Genomic DNA, 16,475 nt, shown 5'->3' on the forward strand with positions numbered 1-16,475 from the left:
CGAATCCGCAATAGTGATAGGGGCCGATCAAGACCTCTTGGGGCCCATCATGTGCCGCTGCCCCTTCTGCCACGCAATGTCAAAGCTGGAACTGCGCGCTCAACGCTCCGGCGGAACAACACATTCCACACTCGGCATGACCCCTCATGATCCCGCGCCCACCCCCACCAAAAGTTGTCCACCGCACCCCACCACCCCGAACACCCCTCCCCCACCCACCGATCCCAATTTCCCTACCCCGCCCACTCACAGGGGCCTAAGGTTGGGACATGGTCTGGCAGCGCGACGTAGATCTGGTGGTCCCCCTCTGGCAAGGCGGCGACGATGTCCGCATCGCCGCCGGCGCCTCCGCCCTCGCCCACCTCATACCCCCCAGCGGCAACCGCCTCCACGTCGCCGTCACCGACGGCCCCCGCACCACCGTCGACGGCGTCCGCAGCCTCGACGCCATCCACGGCACCCTCAAAAGACTCCGCAACCGCCTCACCCGCCGCGACCCCCACCGCACCCTCACCCTCGGCGGCGACTGCCTCTCCGACCTCGTCGCCGTCCAACACCTCGCCAACCGCCACCCCGACATGGTCCTCTACTGGGTCGACGCCCACGCCGACCTCAACACCCCCGCCACCTCCCCCAGCGGCCGCGCCCACGGCATGGGCCTACGCGCCCTCCTCGGCGAAGGCCACCCCCACCTCGTCGGCCCCAACGGAGGCGCCCTCTCCACCCCGGCCGTCACCCTCGTCGGCAGCCGCGACCTCGACCCCGCCGAAACCCACTACATCCGCCACCACGGCATGGCCTGCGTCGACACCGTCGAAATCATCGCCGACCCCACCCGCGTCACCACCCCCCGGCCCTCCGGAAGCCCCGCCTACGTCCACCTCGACGTCGACGTCTGCGACCCCTACGACCTCCCCGCCGTCGCCGTCCCCACCCCCGACGGCCCCCGCGCCGACTCCGTCGCCGAAGCCCTCGCCGCCATCCGCTCCCACCACGACATCGTCGGCATCGGCATCTGCGAATACGCCCCCGTCATCGAACACGACGAATCCCGCCTGACCACCCTCATCTCCTCCCTCGACCTCACCGACTGACCCCACCGCCCACCCCCACCCCCACCAGGCGCCTATCCTGACGGACGTGGATGTCGCGATCGTGTGCCAAAGCTGCCAGGGCAGCGGCCTAAGGGTGGGAGTCGTCGGCTACGCCGGCGACGACGGCGTCGGCGAAATGGTGATCCCCCGCCGCTGCGCCGACTGCACCGGGTCCGGACGCCTCATGACCTCGGGATGGTCCGCACCCCCCGAACCCGCCCACGACCCCGGCCCCTGACTCACCGGCGGCCCCCACCCCCACCACCCCCGCTCACGGCAGACGCAGCCACCCCGTGCGCACCTGCCAGTGGCGCCCCGCCCGCAGGTGCGCCACGATCGCCCGCTCCAACCGCGTCGCCGGAGAAAGCCCCTCCAACCGCTCCACATCCGGGCGCCGAAACACAAACCGGAACACATCCCGATCCCCCGGACTCGACCGGTCCACCAGCGTGAACCGGCGCTGGAACGCCATGATGTTCGACTCCGCGGGCAGATACTCCGCCAACTGCGAATCCAACAGCCACGACGTACACGTCGCCACCACGTACTCCGCACCAAAACACGACGCGAAGAACCCCCGCGCACGCGACAACGACGCGTCGATCGGCCCCGGGGCCAGCGACTCCCCCGCCGGGATGTGCAACCGCAGCGTCGGCGCCCCATAGGCCAACTCCGGCGCCAACCCCGCTGCCTCCTCCTCCGAATACCAGGTCACCGTCGCCTGTTCGACCAGCCGCGCGGGCTCATACTGCAACCGCCCCAGCTCGTACAGGCCACCGCGGAACTGCAACGCGATCCACGAAGCCACCTCCAGCCCGACCCGCCCGAACATCGTCCGGTTATGGCCCACATGGCGCCCCACATCGCGCAGCGTCGCCGCCGCCACCTCTGGCGGCACCCCGCGGCGGTCCTGCCACGCGCGCAACGCCGGGACCGCCGCGGCGAACGCGAACACCGGCGCGCACCGCGCCCGCGCGTCCTCCACCCCCGCCAGCGGCGGCCAGTACCGCCACTCCCCCCGCCCCGCCGACAGATCCTCCAGCACCCGCGCGTACATGCGCTCCACCAGCCACAGCAGCTCCGGCGGCCACGCGTCATCCGGCCACAGCCCCACCAGCTCCGCCTCGTCCTGGGCGCTCAAGGCGAAGGGGGCCAGCGCCTCTGGCGCCCGCGAACGGGACGGCAGCGGGCACCCGCCCTCCGGCAGCGGCAGGTCGGCCGCCTCTATCAGCCAGCCGCGCATCTCCTCACCCAGACCGAACCGCCGCACCACCGCATCGACATCCATGGCCCACATCGTGACGCCATCCCCACCGCCGACGCCACCACCCTGCGCCCCACCTCCCCACGGCGACCGGTGACCGTCATCGCCCGCGGTTGAGGCCACCATCACACACAGGGGAATACTCTGGAACACGACCACAGCAACACCTACAAATCTCCAGAAAAGGGGACGACCACCGATGCACGACCCGGCGCAGCAAGTACGCGACTGGCTCGCCACCTATGACACGCCCACCGCATCGGTGGCCCACCTGCTGTGCGACCGCCATCCCGCCGACGCCGCCGCCGTCACCGAGATCGGCCCTGACCTCCTCCCCCACGACCTCACCTTCGGCGAACTCGCCGAACGCTCCGCCGCCCTGGCCGGTGCCATGGCCGAGCTCGGCATCACCCGCGGCGACCACGTCGCCACCCTCATGGGCAAGGGCACCGAACTCGCCGTCGCAGCTCTGGCCATCTGGCGGCTCGGCGCCGTCCACGTCCCCCTGTTCACCGCGTTCGCGCCCAGTGCCATCGCGCTGCGCCTCACCCACTCCGGCACCCGCCTCGTTTTCTGCGACGACGACCAGCGCCCCAAGCTCGACCCGAGCGACGACGTTCCTGTCGACGCCCCGTGGCATATCGCCACCACCGGCCCCGCTCCCCTGCGCGAGGGCGACTACACCATCGCGGGGCTGACGCGCGGCAGCAGCGGGCGACTGGCGCCTGAGCCGGTCGCGGTGGGTGGTGACGCGCCCTTCGTGCTGCTCTATACCTCGGGGACGGCGGGGCCGCCGCGCGGGGTGGAGGTGCCGGTGCGGGCGCTGGCGGCGTTCCACACCTATCACCGCTATGGGCTGGATGTCGCCGATGACGACGTGTATTGGAACACCGCCGACCCGGCCTGGGCGTACGGGCTCTACTACGGGCTGGTGTCCCCCCTGTTGGCGGGTCACCGTTCGCTGCAGCTGCGGGCGGGGTTCGACCCGGAGTTGACCCTCGACGTGCTGGCGATCTTCGGGGTCACCAACCTGGCCGCGGCGCCGACGGTGTACCGGACGCTGCGGGCGACGACGAAGACGCTGCCGCCGGAGATCGCGGTGCGCCGGCTGTCGAGTGCCGGTGAGCCGTTGAACAGCGATGTGGTGGCGTGGGCGGCGGACACCTTCGGGGTGCCGCTACGTGACCACTATGGGCAGAGCGAGCTGGGGATCTGTGTGGGCCAGCAGAACCACGACGGCGCGTCCGCTGATATGCGGGTGGGATCGCTGGGCACGGCGCTGCCGGGGTGGTCGGTGACGGTTCTGGAGCCGGTGGCTGACGGTGAGGCTCCTGTGGGGGCTTTCGGTCGGGTGGCCGTGGATGTGAAGGCGAGTCCGTTGATGTGGTTCCGGGGGTACCGGGACAATCCGGTGGCTTCGGCGGCGCGGTTCACGCCCGATGGGCGCTGGTACCTGACCGGTGACACCGGCAGTCGGGACCGCGAGGGGTATCTGTACTTTTCCAGCCGTGACGATGACGCGATCCTGATGTCGGGGTACCGGATCGGCCCGTTTGATGTGGAGACGGCGCTGCTGCAGCACCCTGCGGTGGCGGAGGCCGGGGTGTATGGGGTGCCGGACGAGCTGTCGGGGCAGACGGTGGCGGCCAACATCGTGCTGCACGAGGGGACGCGCCCAAGTGATGGGCTGGCTGAGGAGCTGCGGGAGCTGGTGCGGGCGCGGTTCGCCGAGCATGCCTATCCGCGGCGGATCACGTTTGTCGACGAGCTGCCCAGGTCGGCGTCCGGGAAGATCCGGCGAGGGCGGCTGCGCCCGGCCCAGGGCTGAGGCCAGTGATGGGCGCTGGCGGCGCGGGTGGGTGTGGGCCGGGGCGCGGCGTGCCGGTTAGCCGCGGGGTTGGGCGTCGGCGACGAGTTCGTCGATGCGTGCGGCCAGTTGCATGTCGTTTTCGGTGATGCCGTGGGCCGCGTGGGTGGTCTGGTGGAAGGTCACCTTGTTGTAGCGGATGTCTATGTCGGGGTGGTGGTTGGCCTGTTCGGCGACGTGGGCGATCGCGGTGACGAGGTGGATCGCGCTCATGAAGTCGGGCATCTTGACCGTGCGGCGGATCTCGTGGCGTTCGCGGTCCCATTCCCAGTCTTCGAGGTGGGTGAGGCCGTCGGTGATCTGCTGTTCGTTGAGTAGTGTCATCGTGCGCTCCCGGTGCGGTGTGGTCGCTGGGTTAAGCGGCGCGTGAGGGTTCCTACCTCGGTGATGGGCCGGTCAATCATGGGTGGGCGTGGGTGGTTGGCGTCTTTGGACAGTGTGGACTGGTGTGCTGTCGGTGGGTGGGTCCGCGCGCCGTTGTGGTCCGATGCGGGTGTGCTGATGGTGGGCTTTTGGGAGAAGAGGTGCGGCGTAGCCGCTCCCCTTTTGTTGTTTGTGGGGGTGGTTTTGGAAAAAACACACGGCCACCTTTACGGTGTAGATTCACAGTTGGGCGCGAGGAAGGGGGCAGAGCCCGCTCGGAGGCGCTGACTCAGGTCGCCCTCACCGACGTCCCGCGAGCGGCCGCCGTCGACGCTCTCCGGACGGCTAGCAGGATGACGACCCCCACCACCACGGTCACGTATCCCGTCGGCAGGCCCTCGGGGCCGCTGAACGACCGCGCCACGAGGTCGCTGGCGAGCACGACGAGCGCCCCCAGCGGCCCGGCCAGCAGCGCCGTCCATCCCGGGTGTCCCGACATCAGCAGCCAGGCCACCCCTCCCCCGGCGACTCCGGCCAGGGCCATCGGGCCCGCAAGGGCCACCCCCGCCCCCACGGGAAGCGCGGCCAGGCACACGACCGCCATCCGCCCGCTCCACGGACCCGCTGCGACCACGGCGGGGGCTCGCCAAGCCGCCGCGGCCCCCAGCAGCGCCGCTGCCGCGCACAGTGCGCTGAGTATCGGTGCGTGCTCCACCCCGATGAGCGGGGATCCCACGACCAGGCGGTGCGCCAGCGGTCCCACGACCCCACCGGCCGCGCTCACCACGAGCCACAGTGCCGCGACTGTGCACAGCACGTCGAGCGCCGTGCCGGCCACCAGTGCGGTGCCGGGCCCCGGGTCCCCCGCGCTGCCGCGACGCCACCGCAGGACCAGCCCCAGACCCAGACCCGCCGCTGCCGCCCCGATGGCCCCGGCCGTCGCCGCTCCCAGCGGCCCCTGCGTTCCGCCCGGCAGCTCGGGGGCCAGTACGATCGCCAGCATCGCCGCCCCGCCCATACCCGCGGTCCGGGGGCCGGCCAGCGGGGTGCGCCACGCGGTCTGGAGGAGGGCGGCGGCCACACCGAACGCCGCGCCCGAGGCGGCACCCGCCAGCAGGCGGGGCACGCGCACCTCCCAGACCATGAAATCCACCGACTGCGGCGAGGTGCCCGGCTCCCCCAGCGCCTTGGCCACCCCGAGCCAGGGCACCGGGAACTCCCCCACGAGCAAAGCGGCGGCGGCCGTCGCCGCGAGCGCACCCACGGCACCCATCAGGACCCACACCCGCCAAGCCACGTGTTCCCGGACCATCGCCGCCCTTTCTTCCGCCTCTTCCGCGATCGGGTTGTGCGCTGGTTCAGCCGAACCTATCCCGCCTCACATGCGGGGGCCAGAGGTCCGCGTTCCGCCAGGGGCGCCTGCGGCGCGGAGGAACCAGGAGCAAACACGCCGCGAAGCGAGGTGGGAACGTGGCGTGAGTAAATCCTCAGCCCCATCCCCGCGGGTCGGGCGGAAGGCCGGAGGAGTCGTCGTCCTCCACATCAACCGTAGGGACGTCGCTGGTCGGCGACGGGTCGTCGGTGGGCTGCCAGGTCCCCCGCGGGTCCGGCGTCACCCACGGCTCGTACGTGGGCCGGGGCGTGGTGCTCGGCTCCTCTGAGGAGGGCGAGCCCCCGCTCGGGAACGGCTCCCCGTCGGCTCCCCCCGCCTGCGACGACAGCCCGGTGAGCCACAGGTAGAGCAGGATCAGCAGGGCCACGAACAGGAGGAGCACCAGCAGCAGGCCCAGCACGACTCGGCGGTCGGTCGTCGCCTCGGTGGCCGACGCCCCGTCGCGGTCCGCCGCTCCGGACCAGCGGACCGCGGCCGGGGTCGAGCGGGTGGCCCAGTGCGGGGCGTAGCCCGGGGCTCCGGGGCCGTGCTCCTCCGCGCCGACGGCGACCGGGGCGAGGAACGCCTCGGCACCCGCCCGGTCGGGGGTGTAGGGCGCGGCGACCCAGGACGCGGCGGGGTTGGTGGTGTTGGAGGCCAGGACCCGCGGGGCACCGGCGAGGCCGGCGCCCTGGGTGACGGCGGCGGCGAACCGGTCGCGGGCAGCCGGGTCGGCGGCCGCCCCCTCACTGAGCATCGCGACGCTGACGGGCTGGCCGTCGCGGTCGTGGGCGAGGTAGACGACGCCTTCGGCACCGTGGCTGAGTCGATGGCTCAGTCGGTAGGCACCGAGCTGGCGCGGGTCGGTCTGCTGCAGCGGCACGGGCACGGGCGGACCCCCTTCGCACGATTGCCCCGCTATGGCCGTTCTCATCCCGGCACGAGCGGGTAGCATCGCCGTTGCGTCACCATCAACGTACCCGGCGGGATGTCGCCGCTCGTGGAAAGGCTGGGCCGCAGATGCCGGATACCGATCCCGTGCCCCCTCACGACGGTGCTCGCCGCGCGCGGCCCGACAACGCGGCCGCCGGGGAGCCGACGCGGCTCCTGCGCGCGGCGATGCAGGAGGTCTCCACGGTCATCGTCGGCCAGGAGCAGATGGTGGAGCGCACGATGGTCGCCCTCATCGCGCGCGGGCACTGCCTGTTGGAGGGGGTGCCGGGCATCGCCAAGACGCTGGCGGTGTCCACCCTGGCGAAGGTGACCGGCGGGTCGTTCGCTCGGGTGCAGTTCACCCCGGACCTGGTGCCCTCCGACATCGTGGGCACGCGCATCTACCACCCCTCCACCGAGCAGTTCGACGTGGAGCTGGGCCCGGTGTTCGCCAACTTCGTGCTGGCCGACGAGATCAACCGCGCCCCGGCCAAGGTGCAGTCCTCACTGCTGGAGGTCATGGCGGAAAAGCAGGTGTCGCTGGGCGGCACCACCTACCCGCTGCCCGATCCCTTCGTGGTGATCGCGACCCAGAACCCGGTGGAATCGGAGGGGGTGTACCCGCTGCCCGAGGCCCAGCGCGACCGGTTCTTGATGAAGGTCGTGGTTCCCCACCCCCGGGCCAACGAGGAGATGGAGATCCTGCGGCGGATGAGCACCACCCCACCCGAGGCGCACCAGGTCCTCGACCCGGTCACCCTCCTGGAACTCCAGGCCGACGCCGAGCGCGTCCATGTCCACCAGCTCATCGCCGACTATGTGGTGCGCCTCGTCATGGCCACCCGGGAACCCGAGGAATACGGCATGCCCGACCTGCGCCGGGTCCTGGAGATCGGGGCCAGCCCGCGCGCCACGCTCGGCCTGGTGGCAGCGGCGCGGGCGCTGGCACTCATCCGAGGGCGCGACTACGTGCTGCCCGAGGACGTGCGGGTGCTGGCGCGCGACGTCATGGCACACCGCCTGGTCCTGACCTTCGACGCGCTGGCCGACGGTGTCTCGACCACCCAGGTCGTCGACCGGGTGCTGGCGACCGTCCCCCCGCCCCGGGTGATCTGGGACGACCCCGCCACCGGCGAGCACAGCGCCATGGCCGCCCGGTAGGCGACCATGCGAGGACACCCGCAGCCGTCCCCGGGGCTCGATCCGCGCCTCCACGCCGCGCTGCGGCGCTTGGACCTGCGGGTGGTGCGCCGACTGGAGGGGCTGCTGCACGGCGAGCACCTGGGGCTGCGCCTGGGGCCGGGCAGCGAGCCCGCCGAGGCGCGCCTCTACCAGCCCGGTGAGGACGACGTGCGGCTCATGGACTGGTCGGTGACCGCGCGCACCACCGCCCCGCACGTGCGCGACCCCGTGGCCGACCGTGAGCTGGAGAGCTGGACGCTGCTGGACCTGTCGGCGAGCATGGACTTCGGTACCGGCCACCACGAGAAGCGCGACATCGCGATCGGCGCGCTGGCCGCCGTCAACGTGCTCACCCAGCGGGTGGGCGACCGGTTCGGCGCCCACTTCCTGCACCGCGGGCAGATCCGGCGGTGGCCGGCCCGCTCCGGCAAGACCGCGCTGCCGGCTCTGCTGGCCACGGTCGCGGCGGCGCCGCGCACCCGGCCCGGGGCGGACGGGGGCGCCACGTTCGCCGACGCGCTGCACGACCTCTCCCGTACCCGGGGGCGCCGCGGGTTGCGCGTGGTCATCTCCGACTTCCTCGACACCCCGCCCGAGGCCGGTGCTCTACCCCCCTGGGAGCGCCCCATGCGGCGGCTGGCCGTCCGCCACCAGGTGCTCGCCGTGGAGGTGATCGACCCCCGAGAACTCGACCTGCCCGACATAGGATTGGTCGCGATGACCGACCCCGAGTCCGGGCGTACCCGGGAGGTCCACGTGAGCGCGAAAGTCCGGCGCGACTACCGTGCGGTGGCCCTGGCCCAGCGCGCCGCGGTCCAGGCGGGGCTCCGGCGGTGCGGCGTTCCCCACCTGGTGTTGCGGACCGACCGGGACTGGATCGTGGACATGGCCCGGTTCGTGGTGGAGCAGCGGCGCACCGCCCATCGGCTCGCACGGCACACCCCGGCGGTACCGCGGTGACGCGCCGCGGGCGACCACGCCCCACAGAAAGGACGCCCGGGTGACCTTCCTCTCCGTCGGCTGGCTGTGGCTGCTGTCGGCACTGGCCGCCCTCATCGCCGTCTACGTCTGGGCCCAGTACCGGCGTCGCGAGTACGCGGTGCGGTTCACCAACCTCGCCCTGCTGGACCGGGTGGCCCCAGACCGGCCCAACTGGCGGCGCCACGTCAGCGCCGCCCTGTTCTTCCTGACCGTCGCGATGATGATCGCGGCGATGGCGCGGCCCGCCATGCCCGTCGAGGTGCCGCGCGAGCGCGCAACGATCATCGTCGCCATCGACGTCTCGCCGTCCATGGCCGCCGCCGACATCGAGCCCGACCGCATCAGCGCCGCCAAGGAATCGGCCCGAGGCTTCGTGGATTCGCTACCCGAGCGATTCAACGTCGGTTTGGTGGCGTTCTCGGCCACCGCGGGGGTGGTGTCCTCCCCCACCCAGGACCACCAGGCCATCAGCGACTCCATCGAGGGTCTGCAGATGGCGCCGGGCACCGCGATCGGCGAGGGCGTGTTCACCTCGCTGCAGGCCATCAACTCCTTCGACGAGGACGCCGGAGAGGACCCGCCCCCAGCGGCGATCGTTCTGCTGTCGGACGGAGAGAACACCAGCGGGCGCCCCATCACCACCGCGGCGCGGGCCGCCGCCGACGCAGAAGTGCCCGTCTCGACCATCGCGTTCGGCAGCGGCGCCTCCATCATCGAGATCAACGGGCAGCCCGTGGAGGCCAACATCGACAAGGGCGCCCTGGAGCGGCTCGCCCAGAGCACCGACGGCACCTTCTACGAGGCCGCCACGGAGGCCGAACTGACCGGGGTCTATGAGGACATCGGCACGTCGCTGGGGTCCGAGACGATCCACGAGGAGATTGTGACGTGGTTCGTGTTCGGAGGATTACTCAGTGCGTTCGCCACCGCTGTAGCCTCGCTTCTGTGGTTCCAGCGCCTGCCCTAACCGCGCTGTGATGCCTCCCGCCCGCGCGGCGATGGCACACGACCGGTACCGTGGGCATGTTTCTGCTGGTGCAGGATGCGACGGAAACTAAGGAACGATGCCGGAATCCACCCCCACCCCCACGGTGATCTTCTTCGACCTCGACGACACCTTGCTGGACGACTACGCGGCCAGCTCGGCGGGTCTGCGCGCCCTCATGGAGCGGTTGGGCCACCCCGACTTCAACGCGGCGCGCCGCCTGTGGGACGTCCAAACCGATATCTCGTTCGGGGCCTACCTCGACGGGCGCCTCACCCTGCAGGAGCAGCGGCGCGAACGTGTGCGCGCGCTGGCCGTGCAGGCGGGGCACTCCCAGATCGCCGATGAGCACTGCGACGAGCTCTACCAGCAGTACCTCGCGGCGCACCGGCACGCCTGGCGTCCGTTCTCCGACGTCCAGCCCGTGCTGGGCGCGCTAGCGTCGGCCGGGGTGGCGCTGGGCGTCATCACCAACGGCGCGGAGTCGATGCAGCGCGAGAAGCTCGCCGTTCTGGGCATCACCCAGCACTTCAGAACCATCGTGTGCGCCGACACCGCGGGGTCGGCCAAGCCCGACCCCCGGATCTTCCACTCCGCCTGCCAGCAGATGGGTGTGGCGCCGCAGCAGTGCTGGCACGTCGGCGACCGCGTGCGCACCGACGCGCTGGGGTCCAGCGCCTCCGGGCTGCGCCCCATCCTGCTCGACCGCTACGAGCGCTACGCGGGGGAGGACACCACCGGGGTGGCCACCATCCGCAGCCTGAGCGACCTGCTCCACCTCGCCGGTGTCCCCGGCCCGGCCGCCATCGGCGCGCCCGGCATGGAGGCCCAGTGAGCGACACCGCGCCCCGCATGGCCCGCCGCGTGTGCGCCCACCTTATTGGGCGCACCGCCGAAGGGCGGGCCGTGGGCGTGGTGGCCCCCGAGGGCGGGTGGGCGCTGCCCGGCGCGCGGGTCCGCTTCGGTGAGGATCCCGCCGAGGTCGCCCGACGAGCGGGCGGAGCGGCGCCCGGCGCCGCGCTGGTCCCGCACGATGTGCGCAGCGAGATCGTGACCGTGCGCGACGCGGCCGGGGAACCGGTGCCCATGCATGTCGACCGCGTGTACTACACCGCGCCGGTGGCCCCCGAGGAGGCGGCCGGCCGGCCCACCCTGCCCCTGGAGCGGGCGATGGCGCTGCCCGCTCTGCCAGCGGCCGGGGCACTGGTGGAGGAGGAGCCCGCGCGGCCGACGCCCAGCCTGCGGCGGTTCGCCAGCTACGGGATCGTCACCGACGCGGCCGGCCGCATCCTGCTGTCCAAGATCGCGCCGGGGTTTCCCGCGGCGGGGTGCTGGCATCTGCCCGGTGGCGGGGTCGATGACGGCGAGGACGTCCGCGCAGCGCTGGAACGCGAACTGTTCGAGGAGACCGGGCAGCGCGGCGGCACCGGCGACCTGGTCACCATCGCCTGGCACCACCGCACGGGCGAGATAGGCCCGCAGAGCCCGGACACCGAGATTTACGCGGTGTGGGTGTTCCTCCACGTGCACGTGGCCGATCCGACACCGTTGCGGGTGATCGAGACCGACGGGTCGACCACTGACTGCGCTTGGTTCACCCCCGAGGACCTGCCACACCTGCGGCTCTCGACGACGGCGCGGCGCGGCCTCACCGCGCTGGCGACGCCCATCGCGCCCTGACCAACCACACGGCGGCGCCCACGGCCAGCACGGCGGCACCGGAGACCACCGAGGTGAGCGGCAGGCTGAACGCCAGCACCACGCACCCGGCCAGGCCCACCACAGGCACCAGCAGCGGGGGCCGGTTCTCCTCTGGGCCCAGACGCAGCGCCGAGGCGTTGGCGATGGTGTAGTAGACGAGCACGCCGAAGGCGGAGAACCCGATCGCCTCACGCAGGTCCACCGCGGCCACCAGCACCGCGACGACGGCGCCGACCGCGACCTCGGCGCGGTGCGGGACACCGAAGCGCGGGTGGATCGCGGCCAGGTAGTGGGGCAGGTGGTGGTCGGCGGCCATCGCCTGCACAGTGCGCGACACCCCCAGCACCAGAGACAGCAGCGCGCCGAGGCTGGCCAGGGCGGCGCCCGCGGCGACCACGGGGACCAGGCCGGGCCACCCGGCCGCGGCCATCGCGTCGGCCAGGGGTGCGGAGCTGGCGGCCAGCCCATCGCGGCCCAGCACCATGAGGACGGCGGCGCCCACCAGCAGGTAGACGATCAGGACCCCGGCCAGGGCGATGGTGATCGCGCGCGGGATGGTGGTAGCGGGGTCGCGGACCTCGCCGCCCAGCGTGGCGATGCGGGCGTATCCGGCGAAGGCGAAGAACAGCATCCCGGCGGCGCCGAACAGCCCGAAGGAGCCGGGCCAGTCCCCCGCGAGCGACAGTTCGGCGGCATCGGCCCGGCCGCTGGCTGTGGCGGCCACGACGACCGCGGCCAGGACCGCGAGGACGGCCGCCAGGAGCAGCCGGGTGATCCACGCCGATGTTCGCACGCCCCGGTAGTTGAGGGCGGTCAGCGCGACCACGGCGGCCACCGCCAGTGGACGCTCCCAGCCGGGCAGCGCGTAGGCGGCGAACGTCAGGGCCATCGCCGCACACGAGGCGATCTTGCCGACGACGAACGCCCACCCCGCCAGGTAGCCCCAGAGTTCGCCGAGGCGTTCGCGCCCATAGACGTAGGTGCCGCCGGACTCGGGGTGGACGGCCGCCAGGCGCGCGGAGGAGGTGGCGTTGCAGTAGGCCACCACCGCCGCGACGAGCAGGGCCACAGGCAGCCAGGCTCCGGCCGACGCCGCCGCGGGGGCGAACACGGCGAAGACGCCCGCGCCGATCATGGCGCCGGCGCCGATCGCCACAGCGTCGGCGGTGCCCAGAACTCGGGCGGGTTTCGCCTGCGAACCTGATGAGGTGGTCATGGAGGCAGAGTCTGCCGCGACAGGATCACGCCTAAGTCAACTGGCCGATGTCGGCCGACCGAACGGTACGGAGCGGCATCCCGAACAGGGCGCATACGTGGGGTTGCGGGGGGTGGTGTGGGGATCGCTACACTCGTCGGCCCGGGAAGGCAGAAAGAGGGGTCGGCTCGTGGGCCCGCGCCGGGGCATCCACCGCACTGGGTTGGGAGACCGGCGCCCCCACCTCTCGGCCCCGGCGCCGCTTTTGCCTGCGGGACGCCGGAAAGGTAGCCGTCGTCCAGGCCGCCCACGGGCCGCGGCTCGGCCAGAACGCCAAACGCTCGGCTGGAGAGGCTCCAGCCGAGCGTCGTGGTGGGTCGGCGGCCCCGGGTGGCGGCGTGGAGGCCGGGGCCGGGCGGTCAGGGTCTCCACGGAGTCCCGGTGTGGTCCGAGATGTCTTCGGCCGCCACTTGGCGCAGCTGCCGGGCGAGATCCGCCAGTGCCCGCGATACCGCGAGTTCGTCGCCGATCTCGGGGACGTCTTCGTCCGCAGGGTGTTTGCGCGCCATGCCGTGACCGCGCAGACTTGACCCGTCCTCGGAGTCGAGACCCGCCTCGGCCCACGTGCGGGCGGAGTCCTCGGTGGTCTCCTCGGAGAGCAGGATGTCCACGTTCCACCGCTTCATGGTGTGCATTGAGCCCACCTCCACCTTTCAGTGCCCGGATCGGCCAGCGGTACCCCCGACCGGGCCTTGTTCGATATGGGCGTCGGGTCCTGGGTAGACCAGGACTTCGTGGTCCGCGTCCTCGTCCAGCCAGCGGACCTGGTACGGCGGTGCCCCCTCGGAGCCCCGGACCTCGGTCACTACGCCGGTGCGGCGGTGGACGTCGTGGCGCGGGCCCTCGACCACCAGACGGTCTCCGATGCGTGCTCTCATCGCGCCTCCAGGGTCCCTCGGATATGCCCTATTCTTCGCTGACAAAGCCGCGTTTGCAATGGTCAAAGGGCATATATGCGCTGGTCGGAACGCCCCGGGGCACCGAGCGGTCCGGTGGCGGCGGTGGGTGGGCTCAGGAGACGCCGGCGGACAGGGTGCGGCCGCCGTCCAGGGTGAGGGTCTGGCCGGTGATCCAGGAGGCGTCGTCGGAGGCGAGGAAGGCGATAGCAGCGGCGACGTCCTCGGGGGCACCGAGGCGGCCCAGGGGGTAGGTCGTGGCGATCTCGGCCTCGTTCGACTGCACCAGGGCGGTGGCGAAATCCGTCTTGACGACGGCGGGGGCCACGGCGTTGACGCGGATGGCGGGGGCGAGCTCGCAGGCCAGCTGCTGGGTGAGGTTGATCAGGGCGGCCTTGCTGGTGCCGTACACGCCGATGCCGGGTGCGGGGTGCTGTCCGGCCAGGGAGGAGACGTTGACGATGGCGCCGCCGTGCTCCTTCATCCAGGCCTGGTGGACGGAGGCGGCCCACGACGCGGCGGCGATGACGTTGACCTCGTAGATCTTGGCCATGGCGGCGGGGTCGATGTCGATGACCGAGCCGACGACGGGGTTGATTCCGGTGTTGTTGACCAGGATGTCGACGCGGCCGAAGGTGGCGAGGGTCCGCTCGATGACCTCGGCGCGGTGGTCGGCGTCGTGGGCCTTTCCGGCGATGCCCAGGGCGGTGTCGGGGCCGCCGAGGTCGGTGGCGGCCTCGGCGAGGGGGTCGGGCTTGCGCGCGGTGATGACGACCTTTCCGCCCTCGTCGACGATGCGCTGGGCCGCGGCCCGTCCGATGCCGCGGCTCGCGCCGGTGATGACGGCGACTTTCCCGTCGAAGCGTCCCATGTCGGCCTCTCTCCCTTTTCGTCCTGTCTCGGCGCCGATCGTCGCGGGTGACCGCGAACACAGTGCACAGCGTACCGACCGGCCGGTCTGTTGTGCCGACGGGGTGGCGCCGGGCTCGCCGGCGGCTCGGCCTAGGCATCGGTGCTGGTAGCGTCGGCGCGTGGCGCAGCACTACTTCGACTCCGATCCGGACGCGGCGCATCGGCGCGCGACCGTCGACCTCGTTCTGGCCGACCTCCACCTCCGGCTGGAGACCGACCGCGGGATGTTCTCCCCCGACAAGGTCGACCTGGGCACGCGCGTTCTCCTGGAGAGTGTCCCGGCCCCGCCCGCGCACGGGCGGCTGCTGGATGTGGGCTGCGGCTACGGGCCGATCGCGCTGACGATGGCTGCTCGGGCTCCCGAGGCGTCGGTGGTGGGGGTGGATGTCAATCGGCGCGCGGTGCGGCTCGCACAGGGGAATGCAGCCAAGAATCACCTGGACAATGTAGATTTCTACGTCGTCGACGCCGACGGAAACCCGGCCGAGAGCCCGTCCGACCAGGCCGCGCCGGGCACCGACGCCGCCGCGGCGCCCCCAGCCCTGGCCGGACCGTTCGACGCCATCTGGTCCAACCCGCCCATCCGCATCGGCAAGCCCGCCCTCCACGGGCTCCTGCGCACCTGGCTGCGCCGCCTGGCCCCCGGTGGCACGGCCCACCTCGTCGTACAGAAGAACCTCGGCGCCGACTCCCTGCACCGCTGGCTGGAGTCCGAAGGCCACCCCACCGAGCGCGCCGCGTCTCGCGCGGGGTTCCGCATCCTGCGCGTCCACCGGCCCTGAGTCCGCCCGCGTCTCCGCGCCCGGACCACCGCGAGCGGCCGCGCCGGTATCCTGAACCCGACCTCCCCCATCACGTCTCGACCACCGCAACCACAAGGAACAGACCCCAGGTGAGCACGCAGCTGCGCCCAACCGACGTCAAACGGCTCAACCGCCACTGGCGCAGGCGCACCGAGGGCCGCATCGCCCTCATCGTCGAATCCGTCACCCAGCCGTTCAACCTCGGCTCGATCCTGCGCACCAGCGCCACCTTCGGGGTCGAGACCCTGTGGCTCACGGGCAACACCATCGACCCCGGCCACCCCCAGGTCGGCAAGACAGCCCTGGGAACCGAGCAGAAGCTGCGCCTGAGGCGCGAACGCACCACCGCCGACGCCATCAAAGCCGCCCACGACGACGGATACCGGGTGGTGGCCGTGGAATTGGCCACCGACGCCGCGCCACTGCACGAGGCCCCGCTGGAGGGCGACATCTGCCTGGCCGTGGGCGCCGAGGACCACGGCTGCTCCCCCGCGCTGCTCAACGGCGCCGACGCCCTCACCTACATCCCGCAGATCGGCCGCGTCGGCTCGCTCAACGTCGCCGTGGCCACCGCGGTGGCCATCGCCGAGACCCGCGCCCGCGAGTGGCGCCAGCACGCCGACGCGGGCGCTGACGCCCCCGGCGTCGACTGAGCGCCGCTGTCCGCCGCGCGGCGCCCGCACCGTCCGTGGGCGGATTCGGCAAGATCCTCGCCGCGGGCGCGTTAAGCGGGCCATGATCGGGTAGAACCGGCGTCACCCGAGGAGACCCGCCAGGAGCGGCCCGGGGGAATTTATTCGGCCCCTTGCTCGTATCCTCGGTATACGCGAGAAGAGAGAGGACCAGTGGACCCGTCCCGAAGTACCG

At 72.0% G+C, this 16,475-nt stretch carries 18 protein-coding genes; 10 read left to right on the forward strand and 8 right to left on the reverse strand.

Features of this window, described 5'->3' with window-relative positions; all coding sequences use genetic code 11:
- The first annotated feature begins 269 nt into the window (after positions 1 to 269).
- Both ABD259_RS12210 and ABD259_RS12215 read left to right on the forward strand, forming a co-directional pair.
- A complete protein-coding gene (locus tag ABD259_RS12210) occupies positions 270 to 1,094 on the forward strand; it encodes an arginase family protein (protein ID WP_344105831.1) in 825 nt (274 codons plus the stop codon).
- Between the two features lie 46 nt (positions 1,095 to 1,140).
- Entirely contained in the window at positions 1,141 to 1,332 is a 192-nt protein-coding gene (locus ABD259_RS12215; RefSeq protein ID WP_344105833.1) for a hypothetical protein, read from the forward strand.
- Positions 1,333 to 1,365: 33 nt separating this feature from the next.
- Here the strand turns inward: ABD259_RS12215 and ABD259_RS12220 are convergent, their stop codons facing one another.
- Positions 1,366 to 2,382, reverse strand: a complete 1,017-nt coding sequence (locus tag ABD259_RS12220) for an acyltransferase domain-containing protein (RefSeq protein ID WP_344105836.1) — start codon at positions 2,380 to 2,382, stop codon at positions 1,366 to 1,368.
- A 175-nt stretch (positions 2,383 to 2,557) separates the two neighbouring features.
- On the opposite strand from ABD259_RS12220, the gene ABD259_RS12225 reads away from it, so the two are divergent.
- On the forward strand, positions 2,558 to 4,186 hold the full coding sequence (locus tag ABD259_RS12225) for an AMP-binding protein (protein WP_344105838.1): 1,629 nt from the start codon (positions 2,558 to 2,560) through the stop codon (positions 4,184 to 4,186).
- 57 nt (positions 4,187 to 4,243) lie between these two features.
- Here ABD259_RS12225 and ABD259_RS12230 read toward each other — a convergent pair whose 3' ends face one another.
- From ABD259_RS12230 to ABD259_RS12240, 3 genes are all read right to left on the reverse strand, one after another.
- Positions 4,244 to 4,549: a 4a-hydroxytetrahydrobiopterin dehydratase gene (locus ABD259_RS12230; RefSeq protein ID WP_344105841.1), complete on the reverse strand. Its 306-nt coding sequence runs from the start codon at positions 4,547 to 4,549 to the stop codon at positions 4,244 to 4,246.
- 328 nt (positions 4,550 to 4,877) lie between these two features.
- Positions 4,878 to 5,900, reverse strand: coding sequence for an iron chelate uptake ABC transporter family permease subunit (locus tag ABD259_RS12235; RefSeq protein ID WP_344105844.1), 1,023 nt, complete (start codon positions 5,898 to 5,900; stop codon positions 4,878 to 4,880).
- A 175-nt stretch (positions 5,901 to 6,075) separates the two neighbouring features.
- The gene (locus tag ABD259_RS12240) at positions 6,076 to 6,849 is read right to left on the reverse strand and encodes a hypothetical protein (protein WP_344105846.1); all 774 of its coding nucleotides are present in this window, start codon (positions 6,847 to 6,849) and stop codon (positions 6,076 to 6,078) included.
- A 131-nt stretch (positions 6,850 to 6,980) separates the two neighbouring features.
- Here ABD259_RS12240 and ABD259_RS12245 point away from each other — a divergent pair, with 131 nt between their 5' ends.
- From ABD259_RS12245 to ABD259_RS12265, 5 genes are all read left to right on the forward strand, one after another.
- Complete coding sequence (locus tag ABD259_RS12245; protein ID WP_344105848.1) at positions 6,981 to 8,054, forward strand: AAA family ATPase; 1,074 nt, start codon at positions 6,981 to 6,983, stop codon at positions 8,052 to 8,054.
- A gap of 6 nt (positions 8,055 to 8,060) precedes the next feature.
- Positions 8,061 to 9,035 (forward strand): DUF58 domain-containing protein, encoded by a 975-nt coding sequence (locus ABD259_RS12250; RefSeq protein WP_344105850.1) that lies wholly within the window; start codon positions 8,061 to 8,063, stop codon positions 9,033 to 9,035.
- Between the two features lie 40 nt (positions 9,036 to 9,075).
- Complete coding sequence (locus tag ABD259_RS12255) at positions 9,076 to 10,023, forward strand: VWA domain-containing protein (RefSeq protein WP_344105852.1); 948 nt, start codon at positions 9,076 to 9,078, stop codon at positions 10,021 to 10,023.
- A 97-nt stretch (positions 10,024 to 10,120) separates the two neighbouring features.
- A complete protein-coding gene (locus ABD259_RS12260; RefSeq protein ID WP_344105854.1) occupies positions 10,121 to 10,876 on the forward strand; it encodes an HAD family hydrolase in 756 nt (251 codons plus the stop codon).
- Positions 10,877 to 10,893: 17 nt separating this feature from the next.
- Positions 10,894 to 11,721 carry an NUDIX hydrolase gene (locus tag ABD259_RS12265; RefSeq protein WP_412759431.1) on the forward strand — a complete coding sequence of 276 codons (828 nt, stop codon included), beginning with the start codon at positions 10,894 to 10,896 and terminating at the stop codon, positions 11,719 to 11,721.
- On the opposite strand, the gene ABD259_RS12270 is transcribed toward ABD259_RS12265, so the two are convergent.
- From ABD259_RS12270 to ABD259_RS12280, 4 genes are all read right to left on the reverse strand, one after another.
- Positions 11,690 to 12,958, reverse strand: a complete 1,269-nt coding sequence (locus ABD259_RS12270; protein ID WP_344105859.1) for an APC family permease — start codon at positions 12,956 to 12,958, stop codon at positions 11,690 to 11,692. The genes ABD259_RS12265 and ABD259_RS12270 overlap by 32 nt on opposite strands.
- A 398-nt stretch (positions 12,959 to 13,356) precedes the next feature.
- Positions 13,357 to 13,632: a DUF1876 domain-containing protein gene (locus ABD259_RS25865; RefSeq protein WP_425573512.1), complete on the reverse strand. Its 276-nt coding sequence runs from the start codon at positions 13,630 to 13,632 to the stop codon at positions 13,357 to 13,359.
- An 18-nt stretch (positions 13,633 to 13,650) separates the two neighbouring features.
- Entirely contained in the window at positions 13,651 to 13,875 is a 225-nt protein-coding gene (locus ABD259_RS25870; RefSeq protein WP_425573513.1) for a DUF1918 domain-containing protein, read from the reverse strand.
- A gap of 133 nt (positions 13,876 to 14,008) precedes the next feature.
- Positions 14,009 to 14,764 carry an SDR family oxidoreductase gene (locus tag ABD259_RS12280; RefSeq protein WP_344162375.1) on the reverse strand — a complete coding sequence of 252 codons (756 nt, stop codon included), beginning with the start codon at positions 14,762 to 14,764 and terminating at the stop codon, positions 14,009 to 14,011.
- A gap of 160 nt (positions 14,765 to 14,924) precedes the next feature.
- On the opposite strand from ABD259_RS12280, the gene ABD259_RS12285 reads away from it, so the two are divergent.
- A complete protein-coding gene (locus ABD259_RS12285) occupies positions 14,925 to 15,587 on the forward strand; it encodes a class I SAM-dependent methyltransferase (protein ID WP_344105863.1) in 663 nt (220 codons plus the stop codon).
- Between the two features lie 110 nt (positions 15,588 to 15,697).
- Complete coding sequence (locus ABD259_RS12290) at positions 15,698 to 16,261, forward strand: TrmH family RNA methyltransferase (RefSeq protein WP_344105866.1); 564 nt, start codon at positions 15,698 to 15,700, stop codon at positions 16,259 to 16,261.
- The last annotated feature ends 214 nt before the right edge of the window (positions 16,262 to 16,475 follow it).

The sequence above is a fragment of the Nocardiopsis rhodophaea genome, assembly GCF_039530945.1.
GTDB lineage: Bacteria > Actinomycetota > Actinomycetes > Streptosporangiales > Streptosporangiaceae > Nocardiopsis_C > Nocardiopsis_C rhodophaea.